General features: G+C 62.8%; 15 protein-coding genes. 13 read left to right on the top strand and 2 right to left on the bottom strand.

Features of this window, described 5'->3' with window-relative positions; genetic code table 11:
- The first annotated feature begins 1364 nt into the window (after window positions 1-1364).
- The 4 genes from ACNQVK_RS03295 to ACNQVK_RS03280 all read left to right on the top strand — a co-directional run bounded on the left by ACNQVK_RS03295 (window position 1365) and on the right by ACNQVK_RS03280 (window position 7260).
- Window positions 1365-1646: a hypothetical protein gene (locus tag ACNQVK_RS03295; RefSeq protein ID WP_418028576.1), complete on the top strand. Its 282-nt coding sequence runs from the start codon at window positions 1365-1367 to the stop codon at window positions 1644-1646.
- Window positions 1647-1668: 22 nt separating this feature from the next.
- A complete protein-coding gene (locus ACNQVK_RS03290) occupies window positions 1669-1791 on the top strand; it encodes a hypothetical protein (RefSeq protein ID WP_418028575.1) in 123 nt (40 codons plus the stop codon).
- 4920 nt (window positions 1792-6711) lie between these two features.
- The gene (locus tag ACNQVK_RS03285; RefSeq protein ID WP_418028574.1) at window positions 6712-6858 is read left to right on the top strand and encodes a hypothetical protein; all 147 of its coding nucleotides are present in this window, start codon (window positions 6712-6714) and stop codon (window positions 6856-6858) included.
- Window positions 6859-6987: 129 nt separating this feature from the next.
- Window positions 6988-7260: a hypothetical protein gene (locus ACNQVK_RS03280; RefSeq protein ID WP_418028573.1), complete on the top strand. Its 273-nt coding sequence runs from the start codon at window positions 6988-6990 to the stop codon at window positions 7258-7260.
- A gap of 1433 nt (window positions 7261-8693) precedes the next feature.
- Here ACNQVK_RS03280 and ACNQVK_RS03275 read toward each other — a convergent pair.
- On the bottom strand, window positions 8694-9527 hold the full coding sequence (locus tag ACNQVK_RS03275) for a hypothetical protein (protein ID WP_418028572.1): 834 nt from the start codon (window positions 9525-9527) through the stop codon (window positions 8694-8696).
- Between the two features lie 185 nt (window positions 9528-9712).
- Here ACNQVK_RS03275 and ACNQVK_RS03270 point away from each other — a divergent pair, with 185 nt between their 5' ends.
- From ACNQVK_RS03270 to ACNQVK_RS03235, 8 genes are all read left to right on the top strand, one after another.
- A complete protein-coding gene (locus ACNQVK_RS03270; RefSeq protein ID WP_418028571.1) occupies window positions 9713-9988 on the top strand; it encodes a hypothetical protein in 276 nt (91 codons plus the stop codon).
- Between the two features lie 1396 nt (window positions 9989-11384).
- Entirely contained in the window at window positions 11385-11585 is a 201-nt protein-coding gene (locus tag ACNQVK_RS03265; RefSeq protein WP_418028570.1) for a hypothetical protein, read from the top strand.
- A 71-nt stretch (window positions 11586-11656) separates the two neighbouring features.
- Entirely contained in the window at window positions 11657-11806 is a 150-nt protein-coding gene (locus tag ACNQVK_RS03260; RefSeq protein ID WP_418028569.1) for a hypothetical protein, read from the top strand.
- A 517-nt stretch (window positions 11807-12323) separates the two neighbouring features.
- The gene (locus tag ACNQVK_RS03255; RefSeq protein WP_418028584.1) at window positions 12324-13274 is read left to right on the top strand and encodes an ATP-binding protein; all 951 of its coding nucleotides are present in this window, start codon (window positions 12324-12326) and stop codon (window positions 13272-13274) included.
- A 30-nt stretch (window positions 13275-13304) separates the two neighbouring features.
- Window positions 13305-13577: a hypothetical protein gene (locus ACNQVK_RS03250; RefSeq protein ID WP_418028583.1), complete on the top strand. Its 273-nt coding sequence runs from the start codon at window positions 13305-13307 to the stop codon at window positions 13575-13577.
- A gap of 523 nt (window positions 13578-14100) precedes the next feature.
- Window positions 14101-14286 (top strand): hypothetical protein, encoded by a 186-nt coding sequence (locus ACNQVK_RS03245; RefSeq protein WP_418028587.1) that lies wholly within the window; start codon window positions 14101-14103, stop codon window positions 14284-14286.
- Window positions 14225-14470 (top strand): DNA-processing protein DprA, encoded by a 246-nt coding sequence (locus ACNQVK_RS03240; RefSeq protein ID WP_418028568.1) that lies wholly within the window; start codon window positions 14225-14227, stop codon window positions 14468-14470. The genes ACNQVK_RS03245 and ACNQVK_RS03240 overlap by 62 nt, the downstream gene beginning before the upstream one ends.
- A 1118-nt stretch (window positions 14471-15588) precedes the next feature.
- Window positions 15589-15738 (top strand): hypothetical protein, encoded by a 150-nt coding sequence (locus tag ACNQVK_RS03235; protein ID WP_418028567.1) that lies wholly within the window; start codon window positions 15589-15591, stop codon window positions 15736-15738.
- Between the two features lies 1 nt (window position 15739).
- Here ACNQVK_RS03235 and ACNQVK_RS03230 read toward each other — a convergent pair whose 3' ends face one another.
- Window positions 15740-16042, bottom strand: coding sequence for a hypothetical protein (locus ACNQVK_RS03230; RefSeq protein WP_418028566.1), 303 nt, complete (start codon window positions 16040-16042; stop codon window positions 15740-15742).
- A gap of 10 nt (window positions 16043-16052) precedes the next feature.
- On the opposite strand from ACNQVK_RS03230, the gene ACNQVK_RS03225 reads away from it, so the two are divergent.
- Complete coding sequence (locus tag ACNQVK_RS03225; RefSeq protein ID WP_418028565.1) at window positions 16053-16346, top strand: hypothetical protein; 294 nt, start codon at window positions 16053-16055, stop codon at window positions 16344-16346.
- Window positions 16347-17479 lie beyond the last annotated feature (1133 nt).

The raw sequence follows: 17479 nt of genomic DNA, 5'->3' as shown, positions 1-17479 counted from the left end.
ATCTACCACGAGACGAAGAGCACCATCTACCACGGTTCAGATAATCCGGGAGGGTTCCAGCTGGTGCTCTGCGATCTTGGAACGCCGAAGAAGGACGACCCGCAGACCTACGGACGCATCCGAGCGGGCTTGATCAGCAGGGAATCCCGTCGAGCATGATTCGGTTCGTGCACGAGGCGAGCACCCCGAAGGCTCGTGAAGCATTGTTCGCCGCATGCCGCGATGGACGCGTTGCGGTGTTGATCGGAAGTACTTCAAAGGTCGGTATTGGCACCAACATTCAGAACCGGCTCCATTCGCTTCACCACGTCGATCCAACGTGGACGGCAGCGGCGTGGGAGCAGCGCAATGGCCGCGGGATTCGGAACGGAAACCAACACGAAGAGGTGGGAGTTTCATTCCTACGTGGTCGGAATACGTTGATGCACGTTCGGCACGCCCAGCGAAAGTCGCGCGGTTTCGAGCAGCTGTACCGCAGTGACGGGCAGGCCCGGGAGATCGAGGACATTGGGGGAGGCGACGCTGAGTTTCGGGGAGCTGAAGGCTGCGGCAGCCGGAAACGACCTCCTGTTGCGCCAGCACACGTTAACGGCCCTACCCAGATCCGCAAGCTACGGCTGGCGCATGTATCAGTGCAACAGAACGTGCGCGCACTCGTCGGACCAGGCCGCGCCGACGACCGGGCGGATGCATCCGAGTCGCCAGCGTGCTGCGCCGCGTCGCTGGCCAGCATCTCCCCACCATGGCGGGGATCAATTGGAGGATTCGGCTAATGCGGTGTGCGGTACGGGGCGGGTGCTGTCAGCCTGCACTACAGCCGATGCCAGATCGCCGCGTGGCGATCCGGTCCGCTGAGACGGACCCGGGTTATCGGCTGGATCTCAGTTTCGACTACCAGAATGTGTGGTCTGCGAAAGCTGCCGCCGAAGGTTCGGCGGAGCGGCGCTGCGGCCGTGCGAAGCGTGGGCCGAGCGCACGGTAGCCGATTGGATCAACCGTATCGGCGATGAGATCGCCAGCACCCGTGGGCAAGCCGAACAGGATCGGCGGCAGGCGACCGACGCGCGGGCGACCGCATCGGCGGCAAACACCATCACCGAGCCCGTTGAAGTTGGTGGCGGCGCGCGTAGAACTGGAACGGGTCAACCAAGCGATCGCAGAGGAACTGCGCGCCACCGACAAGGCCGCTGCCGCTGCGTAGAACCCGGCTGAGCTGAGTTTCAGGTAAGCAGCAGCTAATGCGGCGAGCGGAGCGGTTGCCAGACAGCGTGACGAAAGGGGAGGACGCGCCGGGCGGCGGTCCTCCCCTTCCCGTGGCTGGAATGGGTGTGGGTGGCGGCGCTGTAGAACCTGAGATGTGTCCGATGGCCGAGATCGAACGCCGTTGGCGGCAACGTATTAGGGCGGGCCTTGACTCAAGCTGGGAGAAATACGTGAAGAACGAGACAGTGACTTGCCGGTTCAAGGATCGCGATGAGGACGATGCGCGTGTGTGGCAAGCCCGACAGTTGGCCAACGGACGCTGGCGGGGTGTGGGGCGAAGAGGGCCCGGTGGACTGACCTACGCCACCTACGAGCTGGAACTTCTGACCAGCGAATATCGCGTCACCTGGGTCATAAGATTTGTCTGCGACGTCTGTGCGTGATGCGGCCGAACGAGCACTCATCGTGCAGCGTGACCCGACGAGCATCGCCACGGTGTTCACCGTTCAACCACACCTAAAGGGCGGCAACGGCGTTGCCGGCATCGGCCAGGCCGTGACGATCGACCTGGACGAAACGGGACGATGACCGTTGACGAGTGGCCTGCTGCGGTGAGCGCCGCGCAGGCCACTTTGTCAGTGGCCCGATCTACACTTCGACTAAGTCAAAGGTCCGCCAGATGGGTGGGCCATGTCGAGTCCCATAAGGGGAAACCATGACCAACCTGACCGAGCTGTACATCGCCGTCGCTGTTGACGACGCCCACTTGACCCGGACTCGCACCGGAGCACGCGGGGCCGAGCCAACGCGGCCCTGACCACGTGCACGGCCGCTGACGTCGCCGCCCACCAGCCCGTTGACATCCAGCAGTTGCGAGAGCTGCTCCAGATCCGGCCCGCAGCGAGCAGGGGTCGGACGTGTGACCGCGTTGGGCATTCAAGACCTCGAAGACATCAATGTCGGCGATCCCGATGGGCATCGACATACAGATCTACGAGCGTCACGCCGCGATCAGCCGCCTGTACAACGAAATTCAAACTCTTGAACTGCAAAGGACCCATCTGTAATGACCACCACGAAGCTCGGAAGAACGCAAAGCGCGGTCTTGCGTCGACTCGCCCAGAAGCGCGATAGCGGAATCTGGTACCCCGGCTGCGGATGGATCTGGGACAACGTCAGTCGCACCGTGCGCATCACGGAATCCTTGGAGCGACGAGACCTCGTCGACGCCATCCCCGGCACCGGAGGCCGGCCAACCCAGTATCGGCTCAACGAAGCCGGCCGGCCTGGGTCGACCACCACGACCCCGTTCAACAGATCGCCCGCGCCGTGGCCGAACGATCCGCCGCCGCGGAAACACGGTGACCCACGCGGAAACCGGCTGGGCATGCGTTCTGCCGGCGTGTGGCAACACTGCACCCGCACAAGACCAGCCATGCAGCGAATGCGCCGCCGCGTGGGGACCGTTTCTGCGTCCCCGCCTCTCAGAGCGATCGCCGGCCGATGCGCAGCCCATCCTCTGCCACATCACGGACAGATCAGCTGCGGCCGGCGATCTGAACGCCACATCGATCGCTGTCGCACGCGCCGCTTCGGCAGGAAACCACCCGGCCATGACAGCGAAACCGCCCAATGAGCGCAAACGCAACCAGCGATGCTGGCTCTGCGAAGAGAAACACACGTGCACCAAGGAACCCAACGTTGTTTAGATCGCGCGCGCGCGCATGCGCGCGCGCGCGCGCTGCGGCGGTGCAGGGGCTGGTCGTTTGTATGCCGTATTACCCCGGTGGGTAACCATATTCGACTGACGGTAAGTGTCGGTAGGGCGCGATAGAATTTGTGGGGTCGGGCGTGCCATCAGGGTGGCCCCGCGGTCCCGAAGGGAAGCAGCAGATGGTCAAGACATTGGCGGGGTTGCGGCGTGCTTTGCAACCAGGAGCGGTGATCGAACTGGCATATCGGGAGCGGCCGACGCTACCAGGTGGGATTGATGCCACAGGGGTACCCCAGCGCGTGGTCAAGTCGCAAGGCAACGCCGTGGCTTTGGAGTCTGTGCGGACGGGCTCTGATGCGCCGTCTCGTTGTACTGGCCGAAGGCCTCGGAGGTGACCTTCTCCATCGAGGCGGGTACCTGTGCGTCGTTGTTCACCATTCGCGGTATGACGTATCGGATCGTGCAGGACTCGCGCGTTGGCGCCGCGGGTGCGGGGGTCGGTAATGGGGTGCAGAGTCGAAATCGAAGCCGCCGAGTCCGGTACCCGAGGAGCGGGCGAGGAGCGGCCACTGTACTGGCGGCACTGGGCCTGTGGTGTGGCGAACCGGGGGAGAAGGATGGCGTCGATGCCCTCCTGGACGTGCTCGAATCGGCCGGCTTCGAGGCGGAAGCCCGTCAGGACGGAGTAGCTATCGTTGGCTATCTCGGCAAGTCCCGCGAGGAGGATGAGCCTGGTCGGCGCTGGCGCCCTATGTGCCGACGGAGTCATTTGTGCAGTGGCTTGGGGAGGACGGCATCGACTGGCGCAACGTTGTGCGAGACGGCGCAATGGTCAGCCACGAGTCCGTTGGGATGACGACGGTGTGGGCCCGGTACGGGCGCCGGAATTGGTCACGGTGATCCCGGTGCAGTACCGCGATGCGGCCAATTGGAAGGTGGCGGCCCGGATCCAGTTACGGGGGCTATCACCGCCAGCCGATCGCATCTTTGCGGGTGTGCTGCATGAGGGGTGCTATTTCGTGCCGCAGCAGATCGGTCAGTCGCACCTGGGGGCTTCAGCGTGGTCGTCGTTTCCTTGCGACGATGACCACGGGTGGCACGAGATGGAGCTCGACAGCGTCCCCAGATCGGCGCGCCGATGAGATGCAGAAAATTGTCGACCGCGGCGAAGACGACGAATGTGGCACGGTGGCCGACTTCGTCGACGGGTGGCCCGGGCAGTGGCCGCTGGCTGGGATGCCGGAGGCCACGACGAGGATGAGGGCAAGAGCGATGGGGCCGGTCGGGCGGGACCATCGGAAAGCGCGTCGTCGAGCGAGTGCGGACGCCGGCAAGTTTCATGCCGAAACTACCCGCAAGGGCGTATCTGTTGAGCCTACGAACTCGTAGGGTTGCAGGTGGTGCTGCAGGCCCGGCGAGCAGCTACTGCACGCGCATCGATCGTCGACGCCGAAGCGCCGCGATCAGATCTTCTTCATGGCATGGCCGCTGCTAGGGGTCAGGTTTACTCAGCGTGATGTGAATCGAGTGGTGGTGGCGTGTGCGAGCACGAATGAAGTGATGTCGGTCCAGGTAGGTAGTGTTGTGCGCTGTGGGGCAGGCCATCTGGGGCGAGCCCCAGATGAATGCCCAGAGGGGTGGTTGTGTTGATGAAGTCATTGGCCGAACTGAAGCGTGCGCTGCAACTGGGAGTTGTGCGCAATGGTGCATCGCGAGGATCCACCGTTGCGCGGTGGGTATGACGCTACAGGTAAGCCGCGCAGGGTGGTCCGAGTCCAGTCGAAGGGCGTGGCGTTCGAGTCGATAGTGCCCGGAATCGACAAGCCATCGTGGCTACATTGGCCGCGCGCTGCCGATGTGTTATTCGCGGTGGAGGAAACCACGGGCGCGGATTTGTTCACGGTCTCAGGCCCTGATGTACCGCATAGAGAATTCGGACCGAATGGAGCCTTCGGGGCCATCGGGCGGTGCGGCCTAATGGCCGGCTATGTGCTTGATGCCGCACTGAGGATCGCGTGGTCGCGAGAGTGCCGGTGTGGAGCCGTTTCCGCATCATCGACCAGGCGTTTAGCAAGTGGGTCGAAGATCTCGGGGAGGAGCTGGAGCTGGAGCTGCCCAATCCCGCCGAGTTCGGCGCGGGCGGAACTGGCCCGTCTGGTGACCTCGGCGCAAGAGGCCGGCGTCTTGGATGGGGATCCGCGGCTGAACATTGCAGTCAACGGTGATGACGAGTACGGCCCAGACGGGGTGGACGGGTATTACGTGCTGGTGGACAACAAAAGCGCCGGCTATCCGAAGACCAGCCTGACGTCGGGATGGAGGGAAGTCTGCGGGCCTCTCGAAGGCACTCCGCCGTGTGAGGCGGCGCGGTTCTATCTGGGATGGCGGTGCGCGATGAAGCCAACACAGTGTTGCAGTCGCCTGTCTGTGCGCCCGTATCAGACTGGCGGACAATGGTTGTCATCCACCAGGCGGACCGGCGCTTTTACCCTGCCGTCGTGCTGTGTCCCAGCGAAACCGCGGCGCTCAGCAGGCTCAGGGACGACTTCAGCGACGAACTCCACCGGCCGCGAGATTGCGGACGACGATCTATTGGGTTGGCTGGATCGCGAGTGCTCGGTGAGCGTCAGAATCGCCGAGGTGCACACCCTCTAGGAGGATCGCGAGGGTCTTCGCGAGTATCGTGCGGTCCTTCCGCGATTCGCGGAGCGGAATCGGTTGTCGGTGGGGCAATGTAGCGTTCGGGTTGTTCAGGCACACCAGTCGGGTGAGCCTCGGATCCTGAAGGGACAGCCACCTGCAAGCGACGAGATCGAGACCCGTGGTGATCCGGGGCAATGCCCGTCGCCGCCAGGAGCTGCGCCGCAGCAACGCGGCGCGGCCGATCCCCGATGGGCGGCGCAAGCGCACCCGTTCGTGGGTAAGCAGACAGACCGCAAGGAGTGGCGCTGATGGACGCTTATGAGCACGGGTACGGCGAAATATTTGCGGGCCGTTGACGTTGAACCGGACTGGCGTTCGAGATGTTCAACTCCGGTGGGGAGTCATGATTTTCGAGGCCCGCCTTGAAACCGGTCACTACGTTTGGGTGTCCGATGCCGACGCGGGTGTTTGGTCTCTGCCTCGTCTCGTCGGGAGATGGAAGCCGCGGGCACGGCTGTCGGCTACCACCTCGCCCGCCACCCGCCGATGATGGCGCCTGAGCGGGCTGCGGAGGTCTACGGCGGCACCGCTGCCGACTACAGCAGGGACTCAAGGTCGAGTGGCGCGGCGATTGTGACAGCAATCGTTGTGTGGCGTCTGTACATCACGGCACGGCGTCGGCTGAACGACTTCCTGAGTTGGTCGAGTTGGCGGTCTCGAGTCTGCCGCGCAACGCTCACCACAACATCAATGCAGGCGAGTTCGGACGAGCTGTCGGTACTGACCTACCCTGCCCGTGCGAACGAGAGCAGCTCGTCTGCACGGGCGGCACCCACACCGTGACCTACGGCGTCGATGACTACTGAGTCGTACACCGGAATACCCAGCGGTGCAGTGCAAATGAAGGGTTAGAGGAGCTCTGTATGGAGATTGCGGTGTACTTGAATGAGGCCGAGTTGGGTGATGAACGTGCCTTTGCGTCTGAGAGCGCGGTGTTGCGGCTGGCGGTGCAGTTTCAGATGCCTGTGCCCGCGCATCGGGCGGGCTGCCCGTCGAGCTGCTGGAGACGGTGTTCGACCAGCTCAACATCGGTGGATACCTGATCGGCGGCGGAGCCGTGGGCGGCGCGGTACCTGGAAGCAGGAAACCGGTTGCTGTCGGTCGGTGACGTCGTGGTCGTTGCCGGAAGCGCCTACGCGGTGAGCTTCGATGGCGTTGCCGAGCTGAAGGCTGTCGATCTTCTTCTTCTTCTTCATGGCGATGGCGATGTTCTTCTTCTGCAGAGAGGGCAGGGATGAGTGTGTCTGAGCTTCGTCGATGTTTCGGCGGCACCGGTGTTGTCGGTGGGGCCTTGTAGTGTCCTTTTCGGATAGGCCAGCCTGCTTGTCCCAGCGCTCCCGCTAGGGAGCCGCCCCGACTTTCGGCGGATGAGCGAGGTGGCTCACGGAATGGCCAACGGAGTAGCACGATTCGTCGGGATGGCCACAGGGTCGGCTGTCATGCGGATGGCCTGGCCCGTCACCTGGTACGGCGACGCGCGTCTTTTCGCTGTCCCGCTATTGCAGGGGTTCTCGATGGTGGTTGCTTCGACCCTGAACGATGCCGTGTCCATTCGCGGCGATTCGGATGCTGTGGATCGAGGCGTGGAGACGCTGATATTCGGCGTGTCTGCGAACGGAATGGAAATCGACCCAGAATGAAAGGTTCTGCCGTGCGGTGGACGCGGCAAGCCGGTACAAGATGCCCTGAGCGAAGCCGGATACTCGGTTCTGGCATAGCACAGTGGAAATGGACATGAGCATTTCACGGATGAGGGCGAGTTGAACTCTGTGGGGAGGAACGGCGCGGTGGTATCTGGCTTGGTTCGAAATCCTGGTGGACCTGGCGGCACGGCGCGGATGGACACTGGGAACCACTGCCGAGGGCGGGTTTGTGGTGGACCCGAGGTGGCGATGAGGCGGCAGGCGACGTTCTCGTGAAGGCATCGCAACGGTTGATTCGATGAGGCTGATACAGGGTCCACCACCCGCGACCACCATGAGCGGCGATCCGCGGCCTCAGGGTGTGGAACTGGAGCGCGAGATAGCTGCGGCAGGTGGCAGAGGCGAGCAGGGGTTGTCGCTCATCCGTCACTGGCTGGAAGGAGCCGCCCCGCAACTTCGGCGATCCCAGCTTGGCCAGCAGGCCGTGCCCCGTTCATGAGGAACCACCGCTGGGCCCGCAGGTGAATGGCCGACGTTCGGCAGGCCTGAGGGAAGCCAGGACGGTGCGTCAGTAGGACGGGTGTGGATTGAGTACACCGAGGAGGACGGCGGCACCGGCTCGGCACGATGGGGCCGCACAGAAGATCGACATGTGGACGCGATTCTGAATGCTGCGGAAGCGGCTATTGGGAGACCACCGGATACGGCGTCGTGAGCGAGCGGCGAGCGGTGGGGAAGTTGTCGGTATGCGGCTGTAATGTTCGTGCTGGTTGGAGCGCACCATTCGGGTGGCTTCCGCAAGCCCCTGGGGGTAATCGTGTCGGGACAATTGGAGAATTGCCGGCGCTAGCTGCTCGACACCCCAAGTGACTGCGTCCGTCGCGATTCCGAGGAGGGTGCCCGTGATGGTGATTCTGCGGGGGCTGCCAGCGTCGGGAAAGTCGAACGTGGGCCAAGGGCATGGCGCGATGCCGTCCCGGGCCAGCGGCTGATTGTCGGACGCGACCAGATTCGCCACGACGTGTTCGGGTGCTTCCGTGGGCTGACCCAGCTACAGGAGGACACCGTGACCGAGATTGAGGTGAGCCCTTGTCGCCCAGGCACTGCTCGAACGCAAGTCAGTGGTGATCGACGACACCAATGTCGAAGACGTCGATCTGGCGCAGTGGACCGACCTGGCCGCACGGCTTGCGTGCGGTTCGAAGAGATCGACGATCGACACCCCGCACATGAGTGTTTGGTGCGTAACCGTGAACGCGGGCTTCTCCGTGGACGGTTCGTCTCCGAAGATATCGAGTGGATGCACGAGCTGTCGAAGGAGTCGATCCGCGCGAGCGCTGTGTGATCCAGATTCCGCCGCCACTGTGAGGAAGGTCAGAGCGGAGCGGCGGAATCGCTGTGGAGCCCAGGTACTCATGAGATAAGGGGAATCAGCAGGTTGCGGCGAAGCCTGGCCACTGAAGGAATGGAAGCGACAACCCCACGCGCTTTGCAGGTTCAAGGCGAAATGTAGTACCGCCAGACTGACCATCGGCAGTCGAGGTCTTTTTAACTAGCCCAGCGACGAGATGGTCGGCAGGCAACGAACTGGACGCATCGCCCTGGAGGATCCAGCCTTGCGCCAACTGCGGTGGTGCTGAGGTGACCATGGGACGAACAAAGCCCAGGCCCAGTGGAGGAAGTGTTCGTGATGATGTCAGGCCGCAGGATGGCCTTGTCCAAATCAAGTTGATGAACTTGGCAATGATGAGGAATGTCTGTAGCTGGTGGAGTGATGAAATGGAGGTATGTGATGGACCAGGAGGCTGGGCTTCGTCAAATGCTTCTTGCCATTTTTTTTTTTTTTTTTTTTTTTTTTTTTTTTTTTTTTTTTTTTTTTTTTTTTTTTTTTTTTTTTTTTTTTTTTTTTTTTTTTTTTTTTTTTTTTTTTTTTTTTTTTTTTTTTTTTTTTTTTTTTTTTTTTTTTTTTTTTTTTTTTTTTTTTTTTTTTTTTTTTTTTTCTCTGCAGGGGTGTGGACTTGTAATGAGACGTGTCGGTAGTCCGCAGAATGGTCTTGTGTTGTAGGGCAGGCCATTTGGGCTTGCCTGAGATCCCGGAAGGGGAGAGTGTTGTTGAACACGGTTATTGGACTGGCCCTGTCATAAAGGTGGAGAACCACTACAGCGACGGCCACCAGTCCAAGAGGGTCGAATCGGTCAAGGTGGATCCGTCGACGAGATGAGGGACTGTGGATCAGCTGCAGGAATTCACCGGTGACGGTCACGGTATCGACAGCGATCTGGGTTAGTCGCGCACGCGGCACGATTGTCGAGGCACCCAAGATGCCGGAGCTGGTTGGCCGAAGCAATGAGTGGTGCGGATCGTGACCGCGCCCACCGCCGGCCCGTGGTAATCAACGCGGTCACGTCGCTACGCGATGCGTTCGCTGACATCCATGTCATGCAGTGAGTGCGCGATGCAGACCTGCCCGGACAACTGCGAATTCAGCGACTACAGCGAGCTGCCCTGCGCGATCACGACGAGACGAACTTCGATGTGCGCGAGACGATCGACGACTGCGCGGAAGCACTCGTGGAGGTATTGGAGGAATGGCTGGGCGTGGGCGGCCAGCCGCCCCGGCCGAGGAAGCGGCGACACAAGGCGCACTTGAAGCGAGCGCTACAGCCCGCAGCGCCAGCTGGTTGCGGCGCGGCCCTGCCGAAGCCGGCCATGTCCGGTCCGTGATGGAGCCCAGGATCTCGACCGAAGAGAAGCAGATGTCAAACCACTGAGCGTAAGACGCGAGAATCAGGGCAGGATGTTAAAGGAGTTCGCGAAGAGCGCCCGCCTTCACTTCGGCAGTCACCCGGACACGTGGTCAGTTGCCAAGGCCGCGGAGCGATCTTGGCAGATCGTTCATCAAAGCGGGGTCGACCACTCCGCCCGACGGTGGCCGACGAAGCGGGCGGCGAAGGAGGAGCTTGGAACCGGTCGTCATCACCGGCAGTGGGAGGAAAACACGGCCTGGCTACTGGGCAGTTCTACAGATCCGAGGTTGCGGCAACTGGCCGCCGATGTACAAGGCACGTCGTCGACAGCGTCCTGTCGGAGCTTCCGCCGGTGGTATGGACCGACGGTGCTGGTCACCGCCATGTCATCGAGCAGGCCTCCTTGCATGGCCGGTTCGGACCATTGCTTCGACCCGCTGGGGTTTGACTTGTGGGGGTAGACCATGCCGTCTGCAAGTACAGCGCGGCCCATGACCCGCGCGCCTTTCCAAACGCAGTCCCTTTCGGTCGCGAGACGAAGAATGACCACCCCGATAGGACAGTAGTAGGCATGACGACGGAGTTTCCGCGTCAGCCCACCTGGCGGACCGACACTATGCAGACTGACCAGGTCGGACGACTGCCTTCACTGCTGACGACGAGCGCGTTCTAGCGCTACACGTCACCGAGGCGACAGGCAGGCCAAACGCCTATTTCCTGATGTGCTTGGACAAGGGGACATCGTGTCTCGCTACCAGCTGCTCGAAATGCAGATGAAGTCCCAGCTGTTGAGCCAGCGGACGCATCACGAGCGGAGGTCAGCCAGTTGCGTGCTCTCGTAGGCGCTGCGGGCGAGTGGTGGAACACGTGTGTGAAGGCACGTCGGGGCGGTCGCAAGACCATCCAGATCGCTTGATGCCGGAAGGGCATCGGGGGTAGGCGACTCGGTGGGGATCCGCTCTAGCCCGTTTCCCTCGCAGGGCTGGGGAGGGGTGTTAGTAGATGCTGAGGCTCGATTTATGTTGTGGCGTAGTGGTATAACGCCTTCGAGTGTCGGTGTCCATTGTAAGACTGACGTAGTGAGGCTGGTCAATCGGGTCGGCCTTCGTGTTCCCGGAAGGGGAGTTTCGTGACTGCTGTCGTTGAGGGTTCGGTGGATACGGATATTGTGTGGTCGGTGGCCGAGTTGCTTGGGTCTGGTGTGGAACCAGGGTCGATGGTGTGGAGCGTATGGACCTGTGGGAGCGTGGCGGGTTGGCGGGTTGGCTGGTGGTTGAGCGTGGCTCTTGCGCAGGGTGCGGAGCGGCGGTGTGCGGTCGTGATGCCTGATGCGCACGAGGTGGTGGTTGCCGGGCCGATTTCAAGGTACGGGCTTGGCTGGCCCGATCCCGACCGACGAGGCGATGCCGGGATGGGCGTCGGCGATCGCTGCAGCTTTCTGGAGCACCCAGGATCTGCGTGCCGAGCGGAACGCGGCCCGTGCGGCGTTGGTTGCGAAGGATCAACGCCTTGAAGAATATTGGTGGATGCAGCCCACGAGTATGCCGATGGATACCAGCTTTGTAACGATTTGACGAGTTCATGCTTTCTCGGTGCCTTGCTGGTGCTCGAATGACTACATCGCGGGAATGAATTAACGGTGCGAGTGCGTATTCCGGTGTCGTCGTACAACTCCGACGCCGCGGGTGAAAGTGTAACCGACGAGATGGTGCAAGAGGCGATTTATGCGTTGCGGGGAGGAGATCTCGCCGATGCTATCCAGGACCACGAACTGCTGGACGTTGAGCGTGCCTGAGCGGCACTAATTCAGTGGATTCAGTGGCCGCGCATCCGAGAGGCCGGCCACTGAATTCCCACCCCCTCCCTTGCTCGGAGGGGGCTGGGCTAACCAGAGTCCGTTTGTCGTCGCCGCCGCCGCCGCCGCCGCCGCTGCCGCGGCCGGCGTTGTTTGTCGGTGGGGTCGGGTAGCGTTCTTTGTGTTGGGCATGCCAGTCGGGTTGCCTACAGGAGTCCCTAGAGGAACTGTTGTGGGTGTTGGATTTGCGGCCGATAGTCGGGCGTTCTCAGTGGCATTGCGGGGACTGGCCTGTATATCGTCACTGTCGAAGTCGGTCTATCTGTGGGGTTGCCTGTGGATATTGCCTCGGTACTGTAGATGTCTCGTCGGTCGAGTCGTGTGTGATCGTGTCCGAGCTGCGCCGCCCCCAACTCTGTCGGCGGGAGCTGGCCGATGACAGCGGTGACGGTGAGCTGCACCCAGTGGCCTGCCCAGGCCCGGATCGTAGATGACCTGGCGTTAGCGGCGGCGAGACCTGGCCGCGCAGGACAACTCACGGTCTCGCAGACTTGAGAAGACCATCCTGTTGGGGGAACTGGCCCTTGATGGCCGAGTGCGGCCCGTCCGTGGTGTATTGCCCGCAGTGTTGGCTGCGAAGCAAGCGGGTTGGTCGGCGATCGTGGTCCCAGCGGAGAACCTGGCTCAAGGCGGCCTTGGTCGAGGGCATGGAGGTTTGGGCGTTCTCACGCTTGGCCAGATGATTGCCTGGCTAGACACGGGCAGAACCCTTGATCCAGGGGCCGCAATCGCGAGCAAGATCGCAAGGTCCAGGATCGGCTTCCCCACCGGTAGCGGCAGGTTGGCAGGTGGGCAGGCAGTGGAGGTGGCCGCGGCAGGCTGCCATCACATGCTCCTCGTCGGGCAGGACAGCTCCGCCACGGCAGCGATTGCACACAGGTTGGTGGCGGTGCTGCCCGATCTGAACGACGAAGAGGCACTAGAAATGTTGTTGCATTCGGTAGCAGCGATGATGGAAGCGGCCAATCCAGGTCAATCACCCGACCACAGTTGGTCTCCGCCGGCCGCTTCGAGTGTGGGTGCCCGTGGTCGGGGGTGGAAGTGGACTTGCCCGTCCCTGTGCTATGACCTTGCGCACCGCGGGGTGCTGTTCCTTGAGGTCTACGTGCTGCTCGAGATGGGAGTGTCTGCGATGGAGGCGATGACTTTCCGCCTGGAAGACGCGAGGTCCGGATCGCACGGCGCGCGGGGTGGTGTGCTACCCAGCACGCTTCCAACTTATCCTGGGGATAGACAGTGGCCTGGGCGTGCCGCGGGCAGCCAGACGGACTGCATCCGTCGGCACCCACGCGGCGCATTACAACCCTGCAGGCTGGTGTGGGGCGCCGCTCGGACCGGATGGACGGTGCTAGCGGGTATCCCCGGTTTCGACTGCAAAGCTGGCAGCGGGCGCAGGAGGCGGTGGTAGGGCTGCGAGCGAGCGAGTGGCGCGGCGCGGCTGATTGCCGACGGAGCGGCGGGGCCCGCATCGGCTTCTGCCGGCAATGCGCAGGTACCCGGCTCGCTGTTGCGCGAAGTTCCGGCGATCCGCTCGGCCGCGATGGAACCGATGCGCACGGCGCTGGAGCTCGGATCGATCAGCGTCTCGGGGTGCCGATCGCCGCTCGCGGTGGCGTGGACGGTGGCCGACCTTGCAGGGCTGGACCTCGCCATCGTTGGCCGATGTGCAGGGCGGCGATGCAGCTTTCGTCAGGGAGGGGTTGCGCGATGAACTGATCGAGTTGCGACGGCGCCTGGGCGTATTTGTCGAAAGAGTTGCGGAAGGGCACTGCGCCCAGTTGAACGCGTTGGTCAGCGAGGTTGGCCCCCTTCGACGGCAGTAGAAAGGGCAAGATCAAGGCTGGTGACATCGAACCATCGCTGGTGCAGCCGATCCGGATGCGTGGCGAGTTGGACCGTGAGCAACGATCTGGATGTGCTGGTATCGGAATGGGCGGTCGCCTGATCACTCCGGCGATAGGATGGCCATCGCGGGCGTTCGAGGCGTTCAACGCGCCGATTGGCTCCGAGCTGACAACGGACACCCCCCGCCGGTCGTGGTGGCAGGCCGGAGAACCTTGCAGACCTCGCTGACCGCGCGCAGCGGTTGTCGGCAGCGAGCCGCAACCGCATATGGCGAACACGTCGCGGCGGACCTGGCCGCCGGCTAGCCGCCCGCGGCGTTGCCGTTGTTTCGGTGGCGGATACGGCGTCGACGGATCTGCGCACCGGCTGCGCTTTGGCCCGTAGGCGCGATGTCGCCCGTGATGGCCGCGGGCATCGACACCCCCTATCCGGCGGGGCACAGCGCATCGTTCCGCCGGATCGGCGACACGGGCCTGCTGGTTAGCGAACTCCGCCGGGATCGCCCCAGGACGTATGCGGTTCGTGGCCCGCAACCGACTCATCGCCGCATCGTCGGCGGCAACGGTGGTGGTTGAGTCCGGTCTACGCGGTGGTGCGACGAACACCGCGCGTTGGGCTAGACACTGGGGTCGACAGCTCGGGGCAGGCCCGGTCCGGTCACCTGGCAGCGTCGCAAGGGTGTCACGCGCTTCTGCGACGGCGACTCTTGGTCAGCACAGCGGAGCAAGTGGTCGAACTGATGGGCACGCCTGCCGATGATCAGAACCAATTGAACCCGGAGCCTGAGATGAAGAGGTCAACATACAGAGTGACCGCGTCGCTGCCCGACCCTAGCGGGAAACTGGTCCGGGACAACCGCTACGGTACGAACAGCGGCATCCGCCGTTCCGACACTGGCGCGGCAATACGCACCAGAACTAGCGCACCGCGCTTTAGGAGACACCCCAGAGCGCCAAGGGGATACCTACCGCCGCGTGGCGAGATGCTGAAGGCGTGGTACGTGCGACAACCCGTGGCCGAAAGAGCCGAGCCCCTCAACCTAACTGTGTGCATCGCGATCGATTTCGGGGCCAGGCAGAGATCTCGGCCGTCCCGAAAGCCGCTGTCACGGCCGTGGAGTGAGAGGGACCCGCACATGATGTTGCGAATTGTGCAGGTCGCGACCGTCAAGCAACGGTGATTCCAGGTTTACGGTGGGTGCCATGGGCACTATCCCAATGAGTTCGGGCGTGACGAGCTACCCGACACTCAAGGTGCCATCTCCGCGCCCGACAGTGGCGTGCAGCCGGCCGACGGTCACGACAAGCCCCACTTTTCCTGGGCGGCAGGCGACGGACGCCCTCACGCGCCGGTACTGAACCTGTAGAGACGATAGGCCGGGAGGGTTGCGCGGGCGACTCCGTGCCGAGCAGTTCGATGAGCTACGTATTGGGACGCAACGCCGCTGTTGCGGTGGTTTGAGGTGTTGATCCGGGCCTGGAGACCCCCCGGGCAATCGTGGGCCATCGCTCGGTCCGGATCCGTATCTCGGGTCGAGTGCTGGAGAAGGGCACAGAAGGCCTACGGTGACCCGAACATTCACTTCTAACACCGGAAGCAAAGCCGCCCAGCGCTATCTGGTGTTCGGTGATGGCACGCGTGCTTCCTGCGACGGAACCATCGTCGATCGCGACGCGGCGTCGGGGGCGTTCGTGGATCGAGAACCTTGACCGCACTTCGACCCTCGAATTCCAGTTCGGGGGAGCCCGAAGGCCCGCCGATCACGCCGGCTGATTACCTGCCAGTGGACGGCAAGTTCGTCCCCGTCGACAAGCAAGGCCAGCAGATCGGCCCGCAGGTCGATTCAGTACCGGAGCGCCAGGCCGTGCCCGCAGGCGATGCGCCGCACTATCGGTGCCATCGGCGATGACGAAGCCGACGTACCCGGTTGGGCCACGGCTCAAGACCCGGACGTCGGAAACAGGATGACCGACGTGCTGGTGAACCTGTTCAAACTGTTCGGCGATGCGATCTCCGGCGGCGCGTAGCTCACCGGCATTCCCGTTCAACACCGAGACAGGCAAAGACAGCGGTATCGAGGGATACGACAAGCTCAAGACCAAGTTCAAACAGCTTGAGCGCGAATTCAACTCCACTGCCAAGGCTTTCGATGCCGCCATTGGAGAGTCGAAGGTCACTACGGAGCAGGGACGCAAAGCAATCAACGACTGCGATCGCCGACTTCAACAGCAAGGTGAGCGCCCTTCCAGAAGGTCGCTTCGATTCGCTGTTGCAGGCGGAGGTAGACGTTATCGGCCAGGCGCGCGCTGCGGTCTCGAAAGCGTCGAACACAGTTCAGAAGATGCCTGCGGTCCCGAGTCCGGGCGGCTCCGCAACACCGGCGGCGGTGACGCCGCTGTCGAACAGTCCGTTGCAGGATGTGCCGCCACCGGTAGGGGCGATGCCGCCGGCGACAGCGACTGCGGGCATGAGCAGGCCGGCCGCTGACGGCAGACTGGAGGATCTGCTGGCAGGTGCCGCGCCGGTGGCCAGCAGCCTGCTCAACCCGATGTCGACGCTCGGCGGTCTGCCCGGCGCCGCGCTCGGAGGTGGCGCGAATCCGCTTGCCCGATCGGAGATGTGGTCAGGTCGGTAGCCAAACTCGCGGCCGCCCCAAGCAGCAAGGACGAGCAAAAGCCGGATTTGACAGCGGTACACCGGCCACGACTTCCGCCGTTCGGGACAAAGGTGACGCTGCCCGACGGCCAGGTGGTCGATGCACCAAACGAAAACCGCCGCCGCGGCGACCAACGCCTTGCAAGGCGCTGAGGGCGGCGATGCTGCCACAGTAGGCCCACGATGGTGTGCTCGACCTGGACGACAAGAATCTCGGGGCCAAGATCGAGCCTGCTGATGCCGCAGGCAGGCGACATTCTGAAGTGGAAAGACAAAACATGGATTGGTCGAGCTCGAGACCGGATTGGTGACGACCCGAACACCCCGGGGGTCGTGCACAAACTCGATGACGTACTAAAAGAACGCGCGGGCTTCGAGATGTTCCGGCCGACTGCCGATGCGCAATTAGAGGTGCCTGCCCGCAGCTCCCCGAACACGACCACCCCCATCTGTCGGCGAGCCGCCTAAAACGCCTCGAACGCGCCGCCACGACCGAAACCGTCCAGCCGCCGTCCAGCCGGCAAGACGATTCGACGATGCTGCTGTCAGGGCCAGGCGGACGTGGACAGGCCTAGAGTTGCCGCCAATGCCTGTCCCGAGCCGGCGCCCCCATCGCCGTTCGGGACGCTGTTTCGGGTCGCAGCCCTGGCCTTGACCGCGTCGTAAGTGAGCTGACACCCGGCCCACACTTCGGTGTCGGAAGGTCGTGGTCGGCGCGTCCCCGCGGCGACTTGGCTGATTCCTGCCGAGTTTGAGCTGACCGTGTCCCGTCTCCGCTTTGCAAGGGAAGTGCGACCGACGGGTTCTGCCGAACCGGATGCGAGCGACCTCGATGGAAGGGTCGCCTCGGGGTCTTGAATGTTTGCAGGCTCCCATCACTTTCGATCATTCCCTCTCCGCCGCCGGGGGCTGGGGAATGGGTCTAATAAGCGGAAAAGGCGTGGTGGCAGGGAGATTTCGCGCTGTGGGTCGGTGCGCAGAGTAGAAGTGCAGGTTAGGGCAGGCCATTTGGGCTCGCCGCTAATCCTGTGAGGGGACGCTTGAATGCGTATTGTTGAGCCGATTTCGACGCTGGTGAGCACTGCTGTGGAGTTGCCGACGATGACGAGTCGG

Source organism: Mycobacterium sp. 134 (assembly GCF_048282715.1).
Lineage (GTDB): Bacteria > Actinomycetota > Actinomycetes > Mycobacteriales > Mycobacteriaceae > Mycobacterium > Mycobacterium septicum.
This window is presented reverse-complemented; position numbering and strand designations above follow the sequence as displayed.

Bases quoted from the DNA above. Each gene is read 5' to 3' on its own strand.
- ACNQVK_RS03225 (WP_418028565.1), top strand. From the start codon at position 16,053: ATGCCTGCGGTCCCGAGTCCGGGCGGCTCCGCAACACCGGCGGCGGTG.
- ACNQVK_RS03280 (WP_418028573.1), top strand. From the start codon at position 6,988: ATGAGCGAGGTGGCTCACGGAATGGCCAACGGAGTAGCACGATTCGTC.
- ACNQVK_RS03295 (WP_418028576.1), top strand. From the start codon at position 1,365: ATGGCCGAGATCGAACGCCGTTGGCGGCAACGTATTAGGGCGGGCCTT.
- ACNQVK_RS03240 (WP_418028568.1), top strand. From the start codon at position 14,225: ATGCGGTTCGTGGCCCGCAACCGACTCATCGCCGCATCGTCGGCGGCA.
- ACNQVK_RS03235 (WP_418028567.1), top strand. From the start codon at position 15,589: ATGCGCCGCACTATCGGTGCCATCGGCGATGACGAAGCCGACGTACCC.
- ACNQVK_RS03245 (WP_418028587.1), top strand. From the start codon at position 14,101: ATGTCGCCCGTGATGGCCGCGGGCATCGACACCCCCTATCCGGCGGGG.